The sequence below is a fragment of the Lactobacillus sp. wkB10 genome (assembly GCF_000760615.1).
Taxonomy (GTDB): domain Bacteria; phylum Bacillota; class Bacilli; order Lactobacillales; family Lactobacillaceae; genus Lactobacillus; species Lactobacillus huangpiensis.
Genome location: NZ_JRJB01000007.1, coordinates 28,981 through 49,818 on the forward strand (window position 1 = coordinate 28,981; position 20,838 = coordinate 49,818).

Annotated in this window: 24 protein-coding genes and 3 tRNA genes; 26 read left to right on the top strand and 1 reads right to left on the bottom strand. The window is 37.2% G+C overall.

Annotated elements, in window-relative coordinates; translation table 11 throughout:
- The first annotated feature begins 53 nt into the window (after positions 1–53).
- The 23 genes from LACWKB10_RS05805 (at position 54) to LACWKB10_RS05910 (ending at position 18,078) form a co-directional block, all read left to right on the top strand.
- The gene (locus tag LACWKB10_RS05805) at positions 54–4,862 is read left to right on the top strand and encodes a phage tail tape measure protein (protein WP_034979974.1); all 4,809 of its coding nucleotides are present in this window, start codon (positions 54–56) and stop codon (positions 4,860–4,862) included.
- Between the two features lie 53 nt (positions 4,863–4,915).
- Positions 4,916–5,890, top strand: a complete 975-nt coding sequence (locus tag LACWKB10_RS05810; RefSeq protein ID WP_034979977.1) for a LysM domain-containing protein — start codon at positions 4,916–4,918, stop codon at positions 5,888–5,890.
- Between the two features lie 6 nt (positions 5,891–5,896).
- A complete protein-coding gene (locus LACWKB10_RS05815) occupies positions 5,897–6,307 on the top strand; it encodes a hypothetical protein (protein ID WP_034979980.1) in 411 nt (136 codons plus the stop codon).
- The gene (locus tag LACWKB10_RS05820; protein WP_034979982.1) at positions 6,307–7,296 is read left to right on the top strand and encodes a hypothetical protein; all 990 of its coding nucleotides are present in this window, start codon (positions 6,307–6,309) and stop codon (positions 7,294–7,296) included. Before LACWKB10_RS05815 ends, LACWKB10_RS05820 begins: the two co-directional genes overlap by 1 nt.
- 11 nt (positions 7,297–7,307) lie before the next feature.
- Complete coding sequence (locus tag LACWKB10_RS05825) at positions 7,308–7,760, top strand: hypothetical protein (RefSeq protein WP_034979984.1); 453 nt, start codon at positions 7,308–7,310, stop codon at positions 7,758–7,760.
- Entirely contained in the window at positions 7,757–8,137 is a 381-nt protein-coding gene (locus tag LACWKB10_RS05830; protein WP_034979986.1) for a hypothetical protein, read from the top strand. Before LACWKB10_RS05825 ends, LACWKB10_RS05830 begins: the two co-directional genes overlap by 4 nt.
- Positions 8,127–9,305 carry a baseplate J/gp47 family protein gene (locus LACWKB10_RS05835; RefSeq protein WP_034979988.1) on the top strand — a complete coding sequence of 393 codons (1,179 nt, stop codon included), beginning with the start codon at positions 8,127–8,129 and terminating at the stop codon, positions 9,303–9,305. Before LACWKB10_RS05830 ends, LACWKB10_RS05835 begins: the two co-directional genes overlap by 11 nt.
- The gene (locus tag LACWKB10_RS05840) at positions 9,298–9,876 is read left to right on the top strand and encodes a DUF2612 domain-containing protein (RefSeq protein WP_052060308.1); all 579 of its coding nucleotides are present in this window, start codon (positions 9,298–9,300) and stop codon (positions 9,874–9,876) included. The genes LACWKB10_RS05835 and LACWKB10_RS05840 overlap by 8 nt, the downstream gene beginning before the upstream one ends.
- 14 nt (positions 9,877–9,890) lie before the next feature.
- Entirely contained in the window at positions 9,891–11,585 is a 1,695-nt protein-coding gene (locus LACWKB10_RS05845) for a hypothetical protein (RefSeq protein WP_034979991.1), read from the top strand.
- An 11-nt stretch (positions 11,586–11,596) separates the two neighbouring features.
- A complete protein-coding gene (locus tag LACWKB10_RS05850) occupies positions 11,597–12,019 on the top strand; it encodes a hypothetical protein (RefSeq protein ID WP_034979992.1) in 423 nt (140 codons plus the stop codon).
- Positions 12,020–12,067: 48 nt separating this feature from the next.
- Complete coding sequence (locus tag LACWKB10_RS05855) at positions 12,068–12,346, top strand: hypothetical protein (protein ID WP_034979994.1); 279 nt, start codon at positions 12,068–12,070, stop codon at positions 12,344–12,346.
- An 11-nt stretch (positions 12,347–12,357) separates the two neighbouring features.
- Positions 12,358–12,750 carry a hypothetical protein gene (locus LACWKB10_RS05860; protein WP_034979997.1) on the top strand — a complete coding sequence of 131 codons (393 nt, stop codon included), beginning with the start codon at positions 12,358–12,360 and terminating at the stop codon, positions 12,748–12,750.
- Positions 12,750–12,905, top strand: a complete 156-nt coding sequence (locus LACWKB10_RS10010) for an XkdX family protein (protein ID WP_081945349.1) — start codon at positions 12,750–12,752, stop codon at positions 12,903–12,905. The genes LACWKB10_RS05860 and LACWKB10_RS10010 overlap by 1 nt, the downstream gene beginning before the upstream one ends.
- Positions 12,880–13,269: a hypothetical protein gene (locus LACWKB10_RS05865; RefSeq protein WP_152560567.1), complete on the top strand. Its 390-nt coding sequence runs from the start codon at positions 12,880–12,882 to the stop codon at positions 13,267–13,269. Before LACWKB10_RS10010 ends, LACWKB10_RS05865 begins: the two co-directional genes overlap by 26 nt.
- 12 nt (positions 13,270–13,281) lie before the next feature.
- On the top strand, positions 13,282–13,512 hold the full coding sequence (locus tag LACWKB10_RS05870) for a hypothetical protein (protein ID WP_034980002.1): 231 nt from the start codon (positions 13,282–13,284) through the stop codon (positions 13,510–13,512).
- A 30-nt stretch (positions 13,513–13,542) separates the two neighbouring features.
- Positions 13,543–13,863, top strand: coding sequence for a phage holin, LLH family (locus LACWKB10_RS09840; protein ID WP_052060309.1), 321 nt, complete (start codon positions 13,543–13,545; stop codon positions 13,861–13,863).
- Complete coding sequence (locus tag LACWKB10_RS10310; protein WP_052060310.1) at positions 13,850–14,647, top strand: N-acetylmuramoyl-L-alanine amidase; 798 nt, start codon at positions 13,850–13,852, stop codon at positions 14,645–14,647. The genes LACWKB10_RS09840 and LACWKB10_RS10310 overlap by 14 nt, the downstream gene beginning before the upstream one ends.
- Positions 14,648–14,773: 126 nt before the next feature.
- The gene (locus LACWKB10_RS05885) at positions 14,774–15,247 is read left to right on the top strand and encodes a Panacea domain-containing protein (protein ID WP_052060311.1); all 474 of its coding nucleotides are present in this window, start codon (positions 14,774–14,776) and stop codon (positions 15,245–15,247) included.
- Positions 15,240–15,662 (top strand): hypothetical protein, encoded by a 423-nt coding sequence (locus LACWKB10_RS05890; RefSeq protein ID WP_034980008.1) that lies wholly within the window; start codon positions 15,240–15,242, stop codon positions 15,660–15,662. The genes LACWKB10_RS05885 and LACWKB10_RS05890 overlap by 8 nt, the downstream gene beginning before the upstream one ends.
- 217 nt (positions 15,663–15,879) lie before the next feature.
- Positions 15,880–16,296 carry a hypothetical protein gene (locus LACWKB10_RS05895; RefSeq protein ID WP_034980011.1) on the top strand — a complete coding sequence of 139 codons (417 nt, stop codon included), beginning with the start codon at positions 15,880–15,882 and terminating at the stop codon, positions 16,294–16,296.
- A gap of 11 nt (positions 16,297–16,307) precedes the next feature.
- Positions 16,308–16,808 (top strand): hypothetical protein, encoded by a 501-nt coding sequence (locus LACWKB10_RS10240; protein ID WP_034980015.1) that lies wholly within the window; start codon positions 16,308–16,310, stop codon positions 16,806–16,808.
- A 136-nt stretch (positions 16,809–16,944) separates the two neighbouring features.
- The gene (locus tag LACWKB10_RS05905; RefSeq protein WP_034980017.1) at positions 16,945–17,304 is read left to right on the top strand and encodes a hypothetical protein; all 360 of its coding nucleotides are present in this window, start codon (positions 16,945–16,947) and stop codon (positions 17,302–17,304) included.
- A 420-nt stretch (positions 17,305–17,724) separates the two neighbouring features.
- Positions 17,725–18,078: a hypothetical protein gene (locus tag LACWKB10_RS05910; RefSeq protein WP_034980021.1), complete on the top strand. Its 354-nt coding sequence runs from the start codon at positions 17,725–17,727 to the stop codon at positions 18,076–18,078.
- A gap of 1,107 nt (positions 18,079–19,185) precedes the next feature.
- On the opposite strand, the gene LACWKB10_RS09845 is transcribed toward LACWKB10_RS05910, so the two are convergent.
- Positions 19,186–19,854: a hypothetical protein gene (locus LACWKB10_RS09845; RefSeq protein ID WP_052060312.1), complete on the bottom strand. Its 669-nt coding sequence runs from the start codon at positions 19,852–19,854 to the stop codon at positions 19,186–19,188.
- A 623-nt stretch (positions 19,855–20,477) separates the two neighbouring features.
- Between LACWKB10_RS09845 and LACWKB10_RS05920 the strand changes: the two genes are divergently transcribed.
- The 3 genes from LACWKB10_RS05920 to LACWKB10_RS05930 all read left to right on the top strand — a co-directional run bounded on the left by LACWKB10_RS05920 (position 20,478) and on the right by LACWKB10_RS05930 (position 20,818).
- A tRNA-Val gene (locus tag LACWKB10_RS05920) sits at positions 20,478–20,550 on the top strand.
- 119 nt (positions 20,551–20,669) lie between these two features.
- A tRNA-Glu gene (locus LACWKB10_RS05925) sits at positions 20,670–20,741 on the top strand.
- Between the two features lie 4 nt (positions 20,742–20,745).
- A tRNA-Val gene (locus LACWKB10_RS05930) sits at positions 20,746–20,818 on the top strand.
- Positions 20,819–20,838 lie beyond the last annotated feature (20 nt).

Consider the following 20,838-nt stretch of genomic DNA (forward strand, 5'->3'; position numbering starts at 1 on the left):
AATAAATGATGGCTTTTTATTTTGCAAAAATTTAGAAGAAAGGAGGATGGTTAATGGCTAGTAATCACGAAGGATATAGCTTAGATGTTAATGTTGATTTTAGTGAACTTGAAAAAGCTAATAAGGCCACAGGTGCATTATATGAAGCTCTCGGTAAAGTTAATCAAAAGTTCTCTGGGATGCACGTCCCTGACGGTATTCCCAGAGAAATCAATAATATTAACAGTGCCACTGCTTCATATGTCAAAAGACTGGAGTCAGAGGGCAGAATTCATCAAGCTAATACCGAGCGTGTTAAAGCTTATCAAGCAGCTGTTTCTAGCCTCACTTCTAAGCAAAAAAGTTTAGAAATTCAGTTAAGCAAAATTGCTGAAAAATCAGGTGTAGCAAGTAGTGCTTATCAAAAACAGCAAATTAGAATTAATGAGACCGCAACAGCTGTTAATAATCTTAATTCTAAAATTCAAAATCTACGCCCAACAGGATTTAACAGACTAGTCAGTGCTACTAAAAAGGTAGATGATGCTACTGAAAAAATGAAGTCCAAGCTGCATAGTGTATGGGCTGATATCAAAGGTGGTGCAACTGTAGCCGCAGGCGCAATTGGTGCAGTTGGTGCAGCTACTATCTCTGGTGCAAAAAAAGCTGGTGATCTGCAACAGACCTACAAAGAAATAACTAACCTAGCTACTCTAGGCGGTGAAAAAGCTAAAGAGGTTACTAAATCCGTAATGACCATGCAATCACAGGGTCGTGACATGTCTATAAAGTATGGTAAATCTCAGTCAGCTATTGCAGAAGGTTATGAAGATTTAGTAAAACGTGGCTACACCACAAAGCAAGCAATTGGAGCCATGGAAAGTGAGTTACAGGCATCTGTAGCTTCTGGTGACAAGTTTGCGGATGTAACTACGGTTTCTTCACAAGTTATAGATTCATTTGGATTAAGAGCTAAAAATACGACCAAAATGCTTAAAAATACCAAAATGGCAGTTAACGAGCTGGCATATTCAGCTGATGCAACGTCAACCGGGTTTTCAACAATTGGTATTGGTATGTCATATGTTGGTGCCGCAGCTAAAGCTCTTAATGTTTCGTTAGCAGAAACAGCGTCCGCAATGGGCGTTCTTTCTAACAATGGATTAGAAAGCGATAAAGCAGGTACTGGACTTAGATCAGTAATTAATGGTATTGGTAATCAAGTAAACCTAATTGGCAGCAAAAAATCTATTTTTGATCGAATAGGTGTAAAAAGATCAGATATAGTAGATGCTCGTGGAAAAATTAAGCCACTATCTCATGACCTTTCAGTAATTTATAAACAAATAAAAGCTCATAGTAAAGATACTGTTCAATCAAATGGATTTTTTAAATCTATTTTTGGAGCGACAGGACAGCAAGCAGCAATAATTCTTGCGAAAAACACAAAAGAATTAAAAGAGTTAACCAATAGTACGCAAAAAGCAGGTAGTAAAGGTAACTATGTTGCACGTCTTGCAGCTAAGAATGGACAAACTGCAAAAATGCAGGTTGCTAAGGCTAAGCAAGCAATATCCGCCTTCCAAGTTGAAATGGGAGCTAAGTTCTTGCCTGTTATAAACAAAGCGGGAAATAAGCTGGCCAAATTTTTAACGACAAAAGATGGCAAAAAATTTGAGAAAAATGTGGCTGGTGGAATTAGCAAAGTTTCTGACGCTTTGATTAATTTTATGGATTGGTCAACTAAGCACACTGGCACACTTAAAACTATAGGTGGAGCTATATTAGCCGGATATTCGGTAAGCAAAGGCATCAAATTTATCAATTTTTTAGGTGATGCTAAGAAAGCGTTAGAAAAAATCAGTACTGCTAAAGGCCTAGTTGGCAATGGCTCTAACTTTACTCCGCTGAATGGGATGATGAAATCGGCTCATTCAGCTGGAGGGTTTAAAGGTCTTACCACAGCAGGAAAAATTGGAACTGGTTTAGCAGGAGCAGGTGTAGCAATAGATGCAGGCTCTGAATTTGTCAATGCTTTTAACGATCGTCATTCAGCTGACAAGCGTAGCCAAGATATCGGCAAGGGCATTGGCTCTGGCATTGGTGGTGGTATTGGTCTCTGGTTTGGCGGACCCTTAGGCGCAGCCGTTGGTTCCCAAATTGGCAAAGTCGTCGGTGGCTGGGGTGGCCAAGCGGTTAACAAGTTCACCAAAGGCTGGCAGGCTAAGAAACCACCTAAAAAGTTTTGGAGCCTAGAAAACCTAGGCTGGTCTACACATGATATGGCCAAGAAGACTGGTAAAGCAGCAGGTCAAGCCGTTAATAGCCTTAAAAAAGGCTGGCAATCTAAAAAGCCACCTAAGAAATTCTGGTCATTAGAGAACCTAGGTTGGACTACACATAATATGTGGAACAAGACAGTCTATGGTACAGCAATTAATGCTGGAAAAGCTCTAACCAAGGGATGGATTGCCAAGAAACCGCCAAAGAATTTCTGGAGTCTTGAAAATCTAGGCTGGTCAACCAAGAACATGTTTAATGGCTTTATTAAAGGGGTCAAAAACGTAATCGGATGGTTCAAGGACCAATGGCATGGGTTGACTTCATGGTTCAGCGACAAGAAACAAGGCTTTGACAAGTGGGCTAGTGGTGTCGGCAAAGCAATTGGCAATTTCACTAAGCCAGCTACTAAATCAGTTAAAGCCCATGCTCAAGGTGGTCAGATTGGGACTACTCACACTGCCCTTGTTGGTGAAGGTGGCGCAGAACTAGCCTATACCGTTAATGGCAATAATGCTCGTATTCTAGGGGCTAATGGTCCTGAAATAGCAAAAGTTCATGCTAATGAACATATTCTTAATGCCAAAGATACCCACAAGGTATTGCATGGTGGCTTGGGACAAGGCTATGTTTTAAAAGGCTATGCTAACGGCAATACCAATCTTGATAAAGTAGCTAAAAACACCTCTTCATCATGGGCAAAGATTACTGCAGAGACTGGCAAAGAGACCAAAAAGACACGTGTCCGTACAGTTAAGGACTACACTACTATGCGTAAAGGTGTCCACTCTCAAATGGGCAGTTTGCATGATGGCACCATCAATTTAGCCAAATCAACATCTAAAGGCTTCGGCAAAGCACTTGACAAGATGAAGGGCTACGCCAAAGATGCGATGCAAGATACGATTGATCAGATTAATCGTGGCATTAGTGGCATTGATAAGGTATTAAGCCAGTTTGGCGGTAATGCAAGTGTCATTAAACCTGTTAAGTTTGCAGCAGGTTCAAATGGTCGCTTAACACAAAACACGCTGGCTATGGTTAATGATGCTCAATCAGGACCAAGACAAGAAGCAATCGTTAAAGGCTCTGGTGACATCTGGATTCCAAGAGGCAATAACCGTATCCTTCCACTTGAAAAGAACGATGCTGTCCTGAATGGGACGCAAACGCAAAGCCTAGCTCATAGTTGGGGAATGGCACACTTTGCCAAAGGTAGTGGTGTGTCTACTAGCTTTTTGAAGAAGTTAGTTTCAAAAGGCAAGGCTAATCCAGCTAAGAGTTTTGCCAATATGTTTTCTAACAAACTAAACCGAGGCAAGATTGACATTACCGCTGGTACAGTTGACCTTGCTAAAAATTCAGGAACTAAATATGGTGTTCCCTGGACTAATGCTATGTGGACTGTTATTGACAATGCTATTGGTGCAGGCAATGGTCATGGCGGTACTCGTGAGGCATTTCTAAAATACGCTGAAGCCACATTCAGCGGAGTTAGATACGTCATGGGTGCTGCATCAAAAATGGCAAGCGACTGCTCAGGCATGGTCATGCAAGCCTTGCGTCACTTTAACATTGACATCGGTCGGTCAACAGTTGATATGCAACATTCGGGTGGTACTGAATATTTGGGTAAATCATTATCTAAGACAGTACCAGGTGACCTTGTTATCTTTGGTCACGGAACTGGTGCTGCAGGACATGTGGGGATTATTAAGAACCCACAGACAGGCACCATGTTTAATGAGACTCCACCTAGCGCTAGAGTATCACGAATATCAGACGATACTTCAATGGGCTATGGCTTCTACCGTGTTAAAGGATTACATGATGCTTCTGCCAAGTCAGCTAATGCAAAGCCTTCTGGAAGGCTTATGAACTTAGCCAAGAGTCAAATAGGTGCAGGTGCCATAAAATGGATCAAGGATAAGCTTGGTGATGAAGGAGCACTCGGAGCCAATATTGGCGGTGAAGGTGTCCAACGCTGGGCAGGCACGGTTAAACGCATCCTAGGGATGCTTAATTTGTCTACGTCTAAAGGCATGGTCGATAAGGTATTGCGCCAAATTCAAACAGAATCTGGCGGTAATCCTGCAGCAAAACAGCCAGGAGCAGATCCAGACGGTGATGGCTCTGGCCCAGCACTCGGATTAATGCAAACCAAACGTGCAACATTCGATGCGTACAAGCGCAAAGGTGCGGGTAATATCTTTAATGGACCCGACAATATCTATGCTGGCTTAAACTATGCAAAACACAAATATGGTTCTGATCTTTCAGCATTAGGCAATGGTCATGGCTATGCTGAAGGTGGTAATCCTCCTGTCGGGCAGAACGTGCTTGTTGGCGAAAAAGGACCAGAAATTGCTAGGTTTAAAGAACCAGTTCATGTTTATTCCAACAAACAATCCAAGAATTTTGGCTTAGATCGAGTTCTGCAGAAAGTAAAAATTAAAAAGCCTAAATCTGTGGGGATGTCCCCAAATGTCACTATTAACATTAATGGTAATATTTCGTCAGAAAGGGATGCCAGAAAGTATGCTGATATTATTGATCGCAGAATTGCACAGTATTTTGAAAACATTGGCTTAGATTTTGGCTAATTTAAAAAGGTAGCTTAAGTGCTGCCACTTTTTGGTAAAGAAAGGAGATATATGTGTCCTACAAATACAAGCTAGTAAAAGTTAAGTCCTCAACGTCAACTAAGAAAGCTAAAAAAGCCGAGAGCAAAGCTAAAACTGCCTTGAAAAAAGCGGAAAAGAAGAAAAGCAAATCTGATAAAGCAGTCAGGGAGCTAAAAAAAGCACCTAAGAACGAGTCTGCTGGAGCTAAAGCTGTACGTTTGGCTAAGTTGAAAAAAGCCGAGAAACGCAAAAGCGCTGATGACAAAAATTATCAGCGTAAAAAAAGTGCGCACACCAAGGCATCTTCTAAACTTTCAAAGCTAAATAAGAAAAAAAAGCAGAAGAAGTATGATGACAAGATCGCAGCTAAGTTGGAAAAACACGATGCTAAATGGACCAATGAGGGCAAGTGTGCCATATATCCCACCAATGCAACTAAGCATGGTACTAAGATCATCTATATTTTGCCTTCTGATAATGAGAATGAGAGCAATTCAGTAAACGTCACCTCATGGCCAGTAGACAAAGGCACTCCAAGATCTAGCTATGCGAGGATGTCTGATCGTGGGATAACAGTTGAAGGTATTTTAAAGGGCAAAAATGGTGATAATGCGCACGACAAGTACGTTACTTTGAGAAAATGGGCAGAAGACTGCGTGGAGCTGTCATATCGTGGAGGCATTGTCTATTACACACATCTGATAATATCGGGACTTAGTAAAGATAATCCAGGGCTAAAAGATGACCTGCACGTGTCTATTACATTCAAATATGTCACTGCAGCATCTATTTCGACCAAGTCTGGTAAAAGCAAAAAGTCGGCTAAAGCTTCTAAATCAAAGTCTGGGAAACGGACTAAGAAGTATACTGCGTTAACCATTAAGCCAGGCGATACTCTTTGGGCATTGTCAAAGAAGTATGGCAAGTCTGTCAAATGGCTCACCAAAGTCAACAAAATAAAGGATCCCAATAAGATCTATGCAGGAAAAAAGATAAGGGTTAGGTAGAAAAATATGAGAGATTACATTGATATAGATGTCGATGATCTGCCTGATATCTTTGACATTAATATATTTGATGAAGAGTACGTTATGCGTGTCGATTATAATCGTTTTGCTGATTTTTACACGATCACCATTCAGAAAGATGGTGAAACATTGGTGGAGCAGGAGCCGTTAATATTAGGACAGCTAGTCGGCATCGATATATCCGATCCACGCTTGCCAAGAGTTGACATTAGAGTAATGGATGAAACAGGACAGGCAACAGATGCAGGCAGGGGCAGTTTTGGTGAAAACGTCAGGCTCTATTTCGATGTTGTCGATCCTAACGGCTCTGAAACTGTTGATCCGACAATCGAACCTTTAGGCTTTGACCCAGATGAAACTGCGGATGATGAAACAGACGAGGAAGTGTCTTATTAATGGCTATAGTTACGAAAAGCCCTCACATGTGGTTTGTTGTTGAAAATAGCAGTGGTGAGAAACAGACATTGCTTAATGAGCAGAAGTTTGAAAAGAACTATCCGTTTAGTTTTACCGCACCTTTTTCTGATACCCCTAGTCCACAGGACAATACCGTCACTATTTACAATATGAGCAAAGAACATGCTGCCTTTTATAAAAAGAAACAAAAAGCACTGCTCTATTTTAATTGGGGTTCAAGCAAAAAACTAATTGCTGAAGGTTTTATCTCGAAAGTCGAACCAGGACAAAGCGATGGTGTCACCACCTCCAAGATCATTACTTTTACAGAAGGAAAAGATTACAACAATCTACAAGCCCGAAAATTAAGACTTAAAAAAACTAAAAAAATAAATAAATATAAAACCATCAAAACCAATGTTCCGGGACATTATAAAACTTATAAGAGCGGTAAGAAAAAATGGATTAAAGCAACTGTTAAGAAAAAGCGCATTAAGACACGTGCTACTAAGACCATCATGGTCAATAAAACTTACCGTAAAGGCACAAGCTATAAAAAATTGATCCAAGGAGTTGCTTCTCAATCTGGCATTAAAATTGCCAAAATTGATTTAGCCAAAAATCCAACGATTAAAAAAGCTTATACAGCCAAAGGAAAGCCATTGACCCTTTTGAAACAACTTGTTACTAAAACAGGCTCTAAGATGACGTATATTCAAGGTAATTTGGAAATTGTGAATCCTAGAAGCAAAAAGCGTTCCTGGATCGTTATTGACGATGATGATCTAATTCAGCAGCCAAATCCGAGTGAAGATACTGACAAGGACAATGTTTGGGAAATTGTAACGCCACTAATTCCTGAAGTGACAATCAATGTTGGTATCAAGATGAACAGCAGGTTCCTTAAAGGCTCATTTTACGTTAAGTCAGGAGAACATTCATTTGACGGTGACAATCCACAAACCCAGATGTCGATCATTAAGATTTAGGAGGTGCAATTATGGCTAATGCACACATAGCAGCTAAGGATGCAGTTTACAAAGGGATGCAAAACTTTAAAGAAGCGATAATGTCTGAAATAGAGTGTGCCCAAATTGCCAAAGTTATTAGCTATGATAATAAAAAGCATGTGGCAGACATACAGCCTTTAGCGGTGGGACCAGATGGTCAGCAGTCAGCACAATATTTGGATGTCCCTGTATCCGCTAATTGCTATCTAATGGACGAGTTTATTGACAGCCTCAAATCTGGCGAAAGTTGGCTCAAACAGAACGGTATTAGTCTGCCGAAGAAAAAGCTGATGAAAAAAGGAGCAATTGTCGTAACAGTCGTGCTAGACAACGATAGTACCAACTGGGATGGCTCGGGCAATACTTTTGATACTGATACATCAAGGCTACACGATGCCAATGACGCTATTGTTATTGGTGTTTTAGGGGGCGATATTTTTTGAGAGATTTGAAAGTTGACGACCATGGGGATTTGGTCATTGATCCAGTCACGCACGACTTAGAAATAGTTGATGGAATAGATGAAATTGCTCAAAGAATTAAGGCTACATTATCTATCCACCTGGGCGAGATGGCCAACTTAGATCCTGACCAGGGTACAAATTACACTAATTTTTTCGTTAAAAACTTTAAAAAGAATATCGCCCAGACTGATATTGCTGATGCGATTGAACGCAATATTCCAGAAGTCAATGAGCTGACAGATGTGACTTTTGAAAAACAGCCAGAGCGTGGCTTGAAAGTTGAGTTTAAAGCTAATGTGACATTAGAAGATGGAACTAACGATACAGCGGAAGGAGGTTTAAATATTGGCGATTAAATTTGGAATAACCGATAAGGGCTTCATTTCTCCAACCTATGAAGAATGGCTTGACTCAATAAAGGACGATCTTAAATCAAGATTCGGGGATGATATTGCTTTATCATCAAACTCAAACTTTGGCATAATTGCTGAAATGTTCGCTTGGAGGCTAACCGAGATAGCACAACAGCTTGAGCTAGTATATTATTCAGGCTTTTTTTCAACCGCTAGTGATACTGCCTTAGACAGATTAGGAGCTAACATTGGTGTTGCTCGGAAGATTGCGACTAAGTCGCATGTGCAAATTGTTATCCAAACTGATGGCGAGTATCTCATACAGGCTGGCGAAGAGTTCGAAACTGATGATGGGATTATCTTTGAATTAACGGATGATGTCATTACGTCAAAGGACAAGGATGGCAACTGGGTTGGTACAGGAAATCTTGAATCAGAAGAAACTGGCAAGATGAATAACGTGCTAGCTAACACAGTTACCATTGTGTCTAATCCAGATGATACTATTCTTGATGTTACTAATCCTGAACCAGCAACTGATGGTGAAGATGACGAAACTGATGAGGACTACCGCAAACGGCTAGTCATGGAAAATGCTGCGAAAGAAGGACCAACGAGAAATGGCATTAGGTCTGCTTTGCTCAATCTTCCAGGCGTTAGGGATGCAGACGCAGTTGATAATGATCAGGATAAAGTAGATGAATATGGTAACCCACCATACACTGTTCATGTCTATGTGCTAGGGGGCAACGACCATGATATAGCCCATAGTCTTAACGACCATGTTGCAGCTGGTACTACTTTAACAGGCTCTAAGGCAATTAACATTTCTGACGAAAGTGGCGTGGTTAAAACAATTAAATTTGATAGTGCTACTGAAAAGCCAATCTTTGTCCAGGTAAAAGTTAAAACAAATATATCGTGGAATAGTGATGACAATGTTGCTGATATTAAGGCAGATATCGCAGAAAAGATTAACAGCTTGGAAATGGGACAGACGGTCTACTTAACAAAGTTATATTCAAATGTTTATGACAAATCAGGCGTTGAAGAAGCGACTATTCAAATTGGTATAGCAAAAGACGGTTTAGGCAATTCAGACATTAACACAAAACGCTTTGAGGTACCCGTCTGTGACGCTGACCATGTGGAGGTGGTAGTTGATGGTTGATGACACTAACGCTGAATCTCCAACTAGCACTGATGAGTTATTAGCAGAAGTATCGCAATATTGGGCTAACTATAATGGCTCTAACTTATGGCAGTTAATGGATGTTTTAAATAAGCCAATGACTGACATCAGTGCAACAGCACAACAAGTTGAAAATTACCGTGAAATAAATGTTGCCAGTGGTTCAACTTTGGATTTGTTTGGTGAAGATTTTAAAGCTAGCAGAGTAAATCATGATGACGAACTCTACCGCTTTTTAATTTATATCAAGTCATTAGTTGCTAAATCACAAGGAACAGTTCCTAGTATAGTTAACATCTCTGAAACAGCTTTACAGAAAAGGCAAGGTGTCAAAGTATTTCAAAATGGAACGCGTCATATTATTATCCAAATACCACTAAGTAAAATTGATAGTCTTAAAACTGAGCGTCTCATTTTGGATAACCTAAAAGGTTTAGTTGCTCTGGGAATCTGGTTAGATAAGATCAGCTTTGATACAAAAACGGATGCACAGCATTACCTGGGTACAACTACAACAATTTATGAAAAAGTTAAATTAGTTGCGGAATAAGAAAGGAGATTAACATGCAAGGATATGGACGCACATTAATTACTACTGCTGGAAGTAAAATGCTGACAGCTGTAGATGGTGCCAAGGGTAAAATAACCTACACTAAGGCAGTTCTTTATTCACAAGATATAAAAGGGATGTCAGAAGATGAGCAACGTGCATTAACGGTAATGAGCGGTGAACAGATGTCAACTTTAACCAATGTAACTGATATTAACGACAAAACAGTTACTGTTTCGGCAAGTTTCAATAATGCTAAGGTAACTAAAGACATTACGTTTAATTCCATTGGCTGGTTCGCTAAAACCACTGTTGATGACCAAGAAAGACTATTAGCTGTTACGCCAAGTGATACTGAGCAGACATTAGTAGCAGGCTCCAACGGTGCCTCAACTTCTGCACTCGACATTAATTTGGCATTTGCACGAAGTGATAACGCAACAGTAGAAATTAGTCCAACAGAAGCAGGTCTAATTAGTCAGGCACAATTGGATGCAGCAATTAATCAGGTTAAAATCAATCTTGAAGCTGAATTTCCAAACGTTGTTAATACTGCTGTTAGTCAAGTTAATAATAATATTGAAAGCCTTACCGCTCTAAATAGCGATAGTGGCAATAACATCTACAATACGAAAATTAACCTTGATACGTTCTCAACGATTGGTATCAGCAAGTTCTTAGGTTGTCAGTTGCAGTCAGATGGCAAAATGGCAGACTTTGATTCAACGCAAGGCAATTTATATGGTTGGATATTTGTCGTGCCAAAGTGGAATGGTGCTCAAACGTACGAACAAATTGTCTACATCAGCGACTTCGGACAGGGAGGCTTAACTTATGTAAGAACTAAAGCTGATGCGACCAGTAAGGAAGACTTCCTTAAAGTTGCTAATGACAAAGATTTGGCCAAAATCCATACCATTTCTAATCCAATTGAAGTTGACAACAAAACTAACCCTGATTCGCTCACTGAACCAGGGATTTATTTTTCCAAAAATGGTTTTAATTTTTCCAAAAATGACATACCAAATGGCTATCGTAGTGATGGTAAAACATATATTTTCGTACTGGAGGGTGAAAACCCAGGGTATTCGTTAAATTACTACCAGCAGTTAATGTTTCAAGCTACAAAATTTAATTTTGAGTGCTGGTACAGAGCTGGCTATAAATATGACAGTGATGCTTACTATACGGTCAGCTTTGTAAACCTGAAAGACATCTTTGGCAAGCTCAAACAGATTAGCCTTAATGATGACACACCAATTAGTCCTAATGATGAAGGAATTGCTAATCTTAAGGTAGTTACATCTGTACAAAATATTGCACCCGACAACCAAGGTAACGTTAAACTTATAAAGCCAGCAACAAATAGCAATTTAGATAAAATAGTTCAGGACGGAATCTATGATATCCAAGGAACGTATAATGGGCAATATATTAATGGACTACTTATTGTACGTAATTTTACAGTGAGAACGTTCCAGCTGCTGATTAGCTATGACATGGACCCAATGATGCAGTACCGATACATTAACGTAGATGTTGGGTTATATAGGAATTGGGAGAAGCTGCTAAATCAGGACGACTATAAAAATTTAACCAATAGAATAGCTATCCTAGAAAACAAAGAAATCGTGCACCAGTGTGATGACCTAGACAGTGGGATTGCATACTCAAAAGCGCATCCTAATGTCTTCGTGGCAACGCCTTAGGAGGTAGATCAATGTTAATGAATGGTAAAGAAGTAAACAATCTAATTATTGATGGCGAAAGGTTTGCACGTACATATGACAACTTAATCGGTAAAAAAGTTTGGATTCCAGTTAATACTAATGCATTTAATTCAATTGCCAGCATTTATCATAGAACTAATAGTGAATATAACTATGCTGATTGGAATAATCAGATTAGGAGCCGTTTGACTGATGGGCCGGAACATAAAGATGATAAATATGGCCAGACTGTTACGGTCAATGATTGGCAAATGAAAATTGGTTTCAAGCCTGAAGTAGCTCCCAATTCAGATTATGTAAGTTTTTGGGGGATTTGGCTATGCGTAGGGGATGTTAGTGCTAATGGACCACAAAGTAATTTGTGGGTTAATTTAAAAGATGTAACGATTTTACAAAGTGGGGGGGGTAAATAGTCCCTCCTGTTTACTATTATTATATAACGTGAGGGAGGTGGCTTCCTCATGTTAATGAACGGCAAAGAAGTAAATAATCTGATAATAAGTGGACATAGGTTTAGAAGAGATGATTTGGCTGGTAAAAAAGTTAAACTTTTGAACGGCTGCGTTAGGGGATGTTATCTTACATTTGATAATGATGGTCATCCAGATGTTGTCAAACCAAGTGGTGGTGGTCTTATATTGGAGGCTGGGTCAACTTGGACTGTTATTGTCGCATATAGCGACTATATATACATAAAATCTGCATGGATTAAACCTGCTGATTATCAGGTTTTAAATTAAGGAGAATTAAAATGGCAGAAAATAAGGAAACTAAAGGATTTATTCAGGTTTATAAATCAACAAACACAATACCATGTGAGCCGTGGTTTGCACCTGCTGATGCAGAAATTGCATACCCGTATGTGAAGGATGCACCTGATCCTAAATTAAAGGCACCTAAATATGACTGGAATAATTATCGATTGTATGAAACTGATGGAGCTGTTCAAGGTCAAAAAATATCTGAAATGGCAGACACATTGAATAAATTAAAAGATGATGTTGCCAATGGCAAACTAAGCAATGAGGCTCTAAACCAACAGCTTGGAACACTTGTAGGCTTAGTATCGCAAGGTGCTGTTGCACAACAGACATCAAGCGACAAAGCTGACAGTGCTGCTAAATCTGATGGAGGTGCGAAATAATGAACATAATGAATGCATTTGAGTCACTTTACCAATACTTATTCAGCGTCAAAGTTTACACCAAAGCTATGATTGCTGGATATGTAGGCAAAACTATTGATGAAGCGGCATACAAGAGAATTACAGGTGATGACTATGTGGCGCCGTCTGCTTAGAAATTTAAATGAAAACCACGACCAGACCATAGCAGGTGGCACCATTTTAGCCATTGGCAGCGCTTTGCTACGTGATAGAAACTATTTCTATTGGCCGCCAGAGTGGACACTTTTTATGAACGATAAAAGACTTGACCTAGCAATAATATTACTAGGTCTTTTAATTACCGCTGATTCTATGTTTAAGAAGAGGCATAGAGGTTGGCGCATGTTTATCTTGATTTTGGGTGCTTGGACTTTGTGGTTTTTAATTGGTTTGCAACTGGGACATGCTTTTGGCGTGGGCGAATTCCGCATGGAAGTAACAGTGATTGTTGAAACAGCAATTTCAATATTGTGCCTATATTGTATTTATCAAAGCTAGAGAGGTGGTTATGTGCATGATGTTAGTACCCTAATTTATGTACTAGGAACTTTTTTTGAAGCAGTTGCTACCTTTTTAGCCGTTACTCATACATCTCATAAAGAGGACACAGACGACATAATTAAAAACCTAAAAGCTGAAAGAGATAATTTTAAGCAAGATTACCTTTTAGAGCGAAAAAGGCGATTAGAAATCGAAAGTAAGTACGAAGAATTAAAAAAGAAGTTAGAGAACACTGTGTAGTGTTCTTTTTTTGTTGAAAGGATTTTAAAAATGACTCAATTTATTAATTTGTTAAATTCATTATTACCATACTTTGTTTTAGCAGCAGTCGGTATAGTAGCTGTTTATCAATATGCAAAAGTGCATAATCCTGATTTTGCTAAAAAGATGGAATGGCTGTATGACGTAGCGCAATATATCGTCACACAACAAGCAACGCATACGGATGCTTCTGGAGCAGAGAAGAAGCAGGCAGCAACTGACGCATTGCTTGAGCAAGCCAAAGCATCTAAGGCAAAGATAACGAAAGAGACTGCTGAAGGGATGATTGAGAAAGCATACCAGGAAGGTGTAAAAAATGAAGCTAAATAAGAAGTATGCATTGTCGGTTAATGAAGGTGCGTCTGCTCTTGCTAAAAGAGATATTATTGTGGCTCATTCAACAGCTACGCCAAATGGTGAAGCCTGGGCTATTGCGCATAATATGAAGGTTGGCATTAATACCGCACAGACCTACGTCCATCTGGTAGTAGATGACAAAGAGTGTTATCTGGTAGGTGGCTTAGGCTATGTCGCTTGGGGATGTGGTTATTATGGCAATCAAATATCACCTATGCAAATCGAATTATGTGAGTTCAGCAATAAGACTCGAGCAAAGAAAGCATACCGAAACTATATCGGTCTAATTAGAGAATATGCTAAGAAATATGGCATTCCGTTAACGCTTGATACCTCTGCTAAACGTGGAGTGAAAACACACAATTGGATCACTCAGCATTTAGGAAATACAGACCATAGTGATCCTTACGGTTATCTTTCAAGTATCGGTATCAGCAAAGCACAGTTCGCACACGATATTGCTCATGGTATTGGCGGTAAAGCTACTTCAGCAAAGAAGCCAGCTAAAATTGCCAGCAACAAATCAGGTTGGATTAAGAAACCTGGTACTTTTGTTTTAGGGAAAGCACTTAAACTGCACACGTCACCACACATAAGTGCTCCAGCGATAGCTAAATTGCCGAAGGGCAGTGCAATTAAGTATGATGCGGTATTGCAAGGTCCGAAACGTCTATGGCTAAGACAGCCACGTGCTAATGGTTATGGCTATATTGTCGGAAAAGATAAGTACGGCAAAGCAATGGGGCAATTTAAATAATATTAATTATGCCACTCAGATTAAGTTCTGGGTGGCTTATTTTTGTTATTTTTTAATAAATTATTTGACAATAGTCATATTAATGGGTTTATAATGTGTGTGAAAAGGTAGAAAGAGGTGATGACTATGATTAGTGAAGAAAAGATAGTTAACTGGCTTGCAGTTAAGTCTGACGTCAATGTCAAGATGTTTCCTGAAAGAGACGAGCTTACTCAGCTTAGACTACAAAAGTTACTGTACTTCATTCAAGGTACTTACTTATCTTTATATGATGAAAAGCTATTTGATGATGAAATAGTTCATGCTGATTATGGTCCGCTTGCTGTAAAAGCTCATGCTAAATACGAGGGAAAAAGAAAATTGAATTCCCTAATTAATTGGGAACAAGCTCTTAAGGATTTTTCTGAATTAAATAATATTCCAAAAGTAAGTTTAGTTTTAAATTCTGTATTTAATAAGTATGCCGATGTCAGTACAAGTAAATTAGTCGATGTTACTCATCATCAAAAGCCATGGAATAGCGTAAAAAGTGGTGAAGAAATTTCACCAAAAGTTTTAAAAGAGTTTTTTGATAGTATTGTAGTACAGGCTAATGCATAAAAAAGATATAATTAAAATTTCAGATACATTTTTGGAGAAGTTAACATTTAACTTCTCTTTTATTAGTAAAAACTATTCAGTAGATTATAAAAATCTTGACAAAAATAATGCCAGGAGCGTTTTAAAAAAACTTGTTAAGGCTTCCTGTGTCGATTATGAAGTTTTACTTGAACAAAATAATATTGAATATATACCTAAGGAAAAAATGCGGGAAGATATGATGTCTATACCTTCTGAATTTAAAAGAACAGGTAGATATGATAAATGTTCAACTAATTATGTAGTTATAAAGGGATCCGACCTTAGAATAATAGGAAAAATTAACCCTATTTCAAAAATATTTTATATCTTAGCAATAGATGCAAATTTTGAATTGTACGATCATGGTAATCATAAAGGTGTTCATCGTTCTTAGATTTTAATAAAGCCACTTAGATGTAGGTTGTCTAAGTGGCTTATTTTTTGCAATAAAAAACTCCCAAATGGGAGCATAAGGTAAATGAAGTTAGTTCGAAACTTCAAAAATAATTTTAACTTTTTTTAGAAAAAATTGCAAAAAGTAGTTGACTTTATACGTTAAAACGTATATTATAATGTTGTAAGGTGAATGAAGAAAGAAAGGAACTTCAAAAATGTCAACTACAAGTTTTAACAATTACAGATTTAAAGGTTTCAAGTATCAAGATCAATCTCACAAGTATTGGGATTTCAAAGATCAGGTTAATGCTGACGAAAGCAAGGTTCTAATCAGAATTAGTCCTGACAATGTATTCAGTTATGTTAACTATAATAATGGCTGGAGGAACTACGTTCTTAAACTAGATCGTGACCACTGTATGTTTTTAAAAAATTGGCAATACTTCGATGGTTATTATGGCACCTACGTACTTTTAGATAAGAATTATTTCAAGGTTTGCGATGCTAGGGAGCCATTTGAAGACATGGTAAGCCAGGGCGATATGTTAACCTGGGATGATGCACTTGAAATTGCTAAAGACCAACAGAAAATAATTAGTGAAGATAATTTAGTTTTAGTTGCAAAAGATTAGGAGTTGAGTTAATGAGCAAAGTTAGCGAGGCTCAGCTTAAAGCGAGCAAAAAATGGGATGAAGCCCATAAGGAGCGAAAAAAATACATCGTTGCTAGATCTCAGGCAAAACGATTTATCAGAAAACTGGCAACACAAGAAGATTTAAAAAACTTAAAAAAATTAATTGAAGTAAAGGAGAACAACATGAACAAAGAAAGCATTTTTGCAGTTCTATCAAAAAAGGCTAATTTAAGCGCTCAAGAAGAAGACTATGCATTAGTTTGGGATGAAGATTACATTAACGGTAGGATTTCTGATTTGGTAAACGGTAAGTATAAATTTGGCAGTAAAATTGTTGATTATGATGAAGCCAAAAATTATAATTCTAGTTTGCAAAGTGAGCTCGATAATTTAAAGGAAGAAAAAGCTGCACTTTTAAATCATGATTTTTCAAAAATTCCAAACTGTGTTGCTGGAGATGTTATCAACAACAAACCATACGCCCTAGTTTGCACACTTTGGAGAAAATAGTTTAAATTATTTGATAGCTACTTTAGTTTAATACTAAGGTGGCTTTTTTTATTGTCCAAAATAATTAAAGTCTTCCGACTTGCTCACTCAGCACCATCATTTTATAATAATTGCAAACAAATGTTTGGTGGTAAAAATGAAGAACAATTTTAACGATACAGTCAATAACTTTTTTAAGAATTATCAAGATAGAGGTATGAAGAAGTGGCAAGGATTCATGCTCAGCGACCACATAGCTGCTCTTAATAGTGATAAGGAAGAAAAAGCTAGAGTATACTCTGAAAAAGATACTATGTCTGAGACTGAGATTAGCCAGGTGCTATTGCAGGCTTTTGCCAATAATAAGACTGTCGCTGTTCAGCTTAAGGAAAAAACTCTGGACAAGAAGATACAGCCCGACATTGTGGGGTTGGTAAAAGGATACAATGGTGATAAAATAGTTGTAGGTGATACAGAAGTTGAGCTAAGTAATATTAACAATATTGAGATAAGGTAACTTGATATTTGGCAATGTTCGCTAAAATGTTCGCCAACTTCATATTTAACAGTTTTTATCATCTTAAAAATTATGGAACATTACTAATAAATAGGGAAATAAATTCTATAATTTCCAACAATTTTAGCTATTTGCGCCCTCACACTCCGTTAATAGTAATAAGAAGCTTGTAATATCAACTGTTACAAGCTTTTATTATACTTTCGCACGGCATAAAAGTAATCGGCCGACCGTGCTGTTAAATTTTATCCGGTACTTTTGCAATTTCTCAGAAATTTGAATTAATTTATCTAGCATTCAGTCATTAACCCATGGCACAATAATGCGCGAATTTGGCGCTCTTAAATTATAGGTGAGCCTTATGTGTAGGCCTTAAACTCTCGAAATGAAATTCTTTTTCTTTAATGCCAAATTTTTAAAATGTTAGAGAAAAATTTCATTTATATCATTTGTGGAAGAGAAATAGATGAGAGGTTTAATGCAACTTGGTATGGTTCATCAAATCCTGTTTCTTTTAAAATTATAAAAAAGCAAAAACTAGAAAAATTACGTTACAAACTTATGTGTCCTACATCAGATTGCGAAGTCGAATTATCTTTTGTGGTGGCGGGAAAATCTTATTTTAAATCAAGCGACAAAATCAGCTATTTATTTTATGCCGGTGTAAAGATAAAGAAGAAAAAGTTAGTTTCATTAGATGAAAATAGCGTTTATACTATGCTTCATGGATTTAAAAATTATTTTTATACTAATTTAAAGACCAAAACTAATTAGCTAAAATATAATAACAAACACATTTAGAAGACTAAAAATAGTGTTCAAAATTCCAAGCCACAAGGTGTTGTTAGTGCTAATAGTGTTGTTTCACCTAGAGTCAGTAAAAAACGCTTAAATAAATTAATATTAAGTGATCAAGGGGAAAGTTTTTCAAGTAGCTGCAAAATTAGGAGAAATAAACAAATATAGCACCAACAAGTATATTTTTAAAATTGAAGATAAAGTAGGATTGCCTTGCAGTTAATTAAAGGTGGCTGACCAGCTAGTTTTAAAGTGGTTAGAAGGAATATGAACGAACTGGGTTTAGGGTTTAAAAGCCAATAAATGAAATCGACGTATGTATTCTAGTTATTGCGATATAGTTGGTATGATTGCACCTAATTTAATTAAACTTACCTTCTTTTACTTAAGACCAAATATGAAATAGTATGCGGATATTACTGAATTTCATCTTAAGGGACTAAAGTTTTATTTGTCAACCATTCTGGATGACTATGTTGGCGATATCGATTTCTACTTAATTTCAGGGCATCTTAATATGGAACTGTGTCAATGCTGGATAAAATTTTTGCTAAGCATTAGGCTCTAAATGCTTGTGATTTCCATACAGTGTAATATCAAAGTTCGATTTATCAGAGTGTATTGAAATTACATGGCATTTTTCAAAACGTGTAGCACAAATGAAATCCAATGCACAATCGCTTAGTGGAGATCTTCTTAACTTGATTAAAACGAAAATTTTTTATAGCCAAGAATATAAGTACCATAATCTGTAAAAACTAACTCAAGAAATTGCGTAATACACTATAAAGGAGAAAGAAAAAAGACAGACCAAAAAGCCTGACTCCGAATGAATATCGGACTCAAGCTTTAAAGAAATTATATAATTTTTATCAAAATTTTTGGACTCAAAACGTAATATAAATTTAAATTAGTCTTTTTTCATTAATAATAAGATCAATTGAATTGTCTTTTCTTTTTAAAATAGTTTTTCATCAATCAGATTAATGGAATAAAACCCCTAAAGTTATGCTTTATAAACGAATTAAATGAATTAATAAAATTAAATAAGTTTGACTTCTATAATGCTTGTAATTTTAGTAGTTAGTCTTCTACTAATTTTATTTTAGGAACATCAGAAGTTATTATTTCACCTTTATTTAATTCAACATGAATTTTTGATACCTGGCCGTAATCTTTATCAGGGTGCTTAGCTAAAATTTCATTAATGTCATCTTCGCCATTGTCAGAGAATATGTTTCCAGTTCCTCGTACAGCTTTAATAGTATAATCGCCAGGTTTGATATCTTTACCTACTGTCCAACTGCCGGGGGTCAGTATCTTTCTAAAAATACGTTTGTCTGGAGTTGGGATTAGTTTTGTTGATTCAATTCCGTCAATCTTTATCTTTTCTCCAGCTTTTAAGTCAGTGGTGTACGAAGAAAGTTTCATCCATGTATCATCCTCAGTTGGCCCTAAAATGACATTTATATTACGATCATTAGGACTGTTTCGTGAAAATAGATTGCCACTACCTGAGACGGCCTTAATTACATAACGCCCAGGTTTAATCTCTTTACCGACTTTATGAGTACCCGCCGATAGTGTTACTGCTTTAGCAGTATTTTTCTCTATTACTACTTTTTTGCTTTGTCGATTGTTACTTCCACCTTTATCACCTGATTTGTTCGTATCATTAGCTGAACATCCTATCAAAGAAAAGATGAATAAGCTTGTTATTAAAAATGATAAGGTTTTTTTTAGATTACCCATTACTTCCTCCCAAAGATTTACTACCATAGGTTTAATGTCGCTGGCGTTATGGACAAAGTATGAACCTTAATATTTAAGATTTTTAATGTAACAAAAACTTTATATAATTAAATTAAAAAATTTCATGTGATGCTTTTATTTTTTTAATTCTAGTATAAATAATTATTATAGAAGATACAAGAATAGATTATTTTAAGTGACAATTTTTCAGTATCAAAGTATATTGTACTTTTTAAAATAAAAGTTGAAGTAGGATAAAATCTAACAAGTGAATAAGAAAACTCTTTTATCAGAAAATAGAAATTTTTAATGGAGTGTGAGAGATTTAAACTTTCGATATAAAATTTTCAATCATACTCTCCAAAATTCAGATGAAAAATACATAGAGATTAAACTCCGATTGTTATACTTGATCCGACAACTTCTTGAATAGTAGTCAAGCATTCTTCACCCGATATAGTTATATCCTTAATCTTTAATATAAAAAAGAATTGAAAAAAGTTTAGTTAATTCATAGAAATTAATATTAATGAACAGAATCCTACAAAAATTTCAAAAAAATGTAGACATAAATAGAAACTTATGCTAAATTATTAAGAGTGGTCGAGAGATGACAACAAAATGGAGGATTAGCTCAGCTGGGAGAGCATCTGCCTTACAAGCAGGAGGTCACAGGTTCGAGCCCTGTATCCTCCATAATGATGGTGGTGTGAAGGGAAGTTCGCGCCGCCATTATTTATTGATTTAATAAATTGAATCCTTGCATTTTCTTTCAAAATAGGTATACTATTGAATGTGCTTTGATTCAGAATAATGACCCGTTGGTCAAGTGGTTAAGACATCGCCCTTTCACGGCGGTAACATGGGTTCAAATCCCGTACGGGTCACTTTGGAGGATTAGCTCAGCTGGGAGAGCATCTGCCTTACAAGCAGGAGGTCACAGGTTCGAGCCCTGTATCCTCCATCGTTCTATGGCTACCGAAC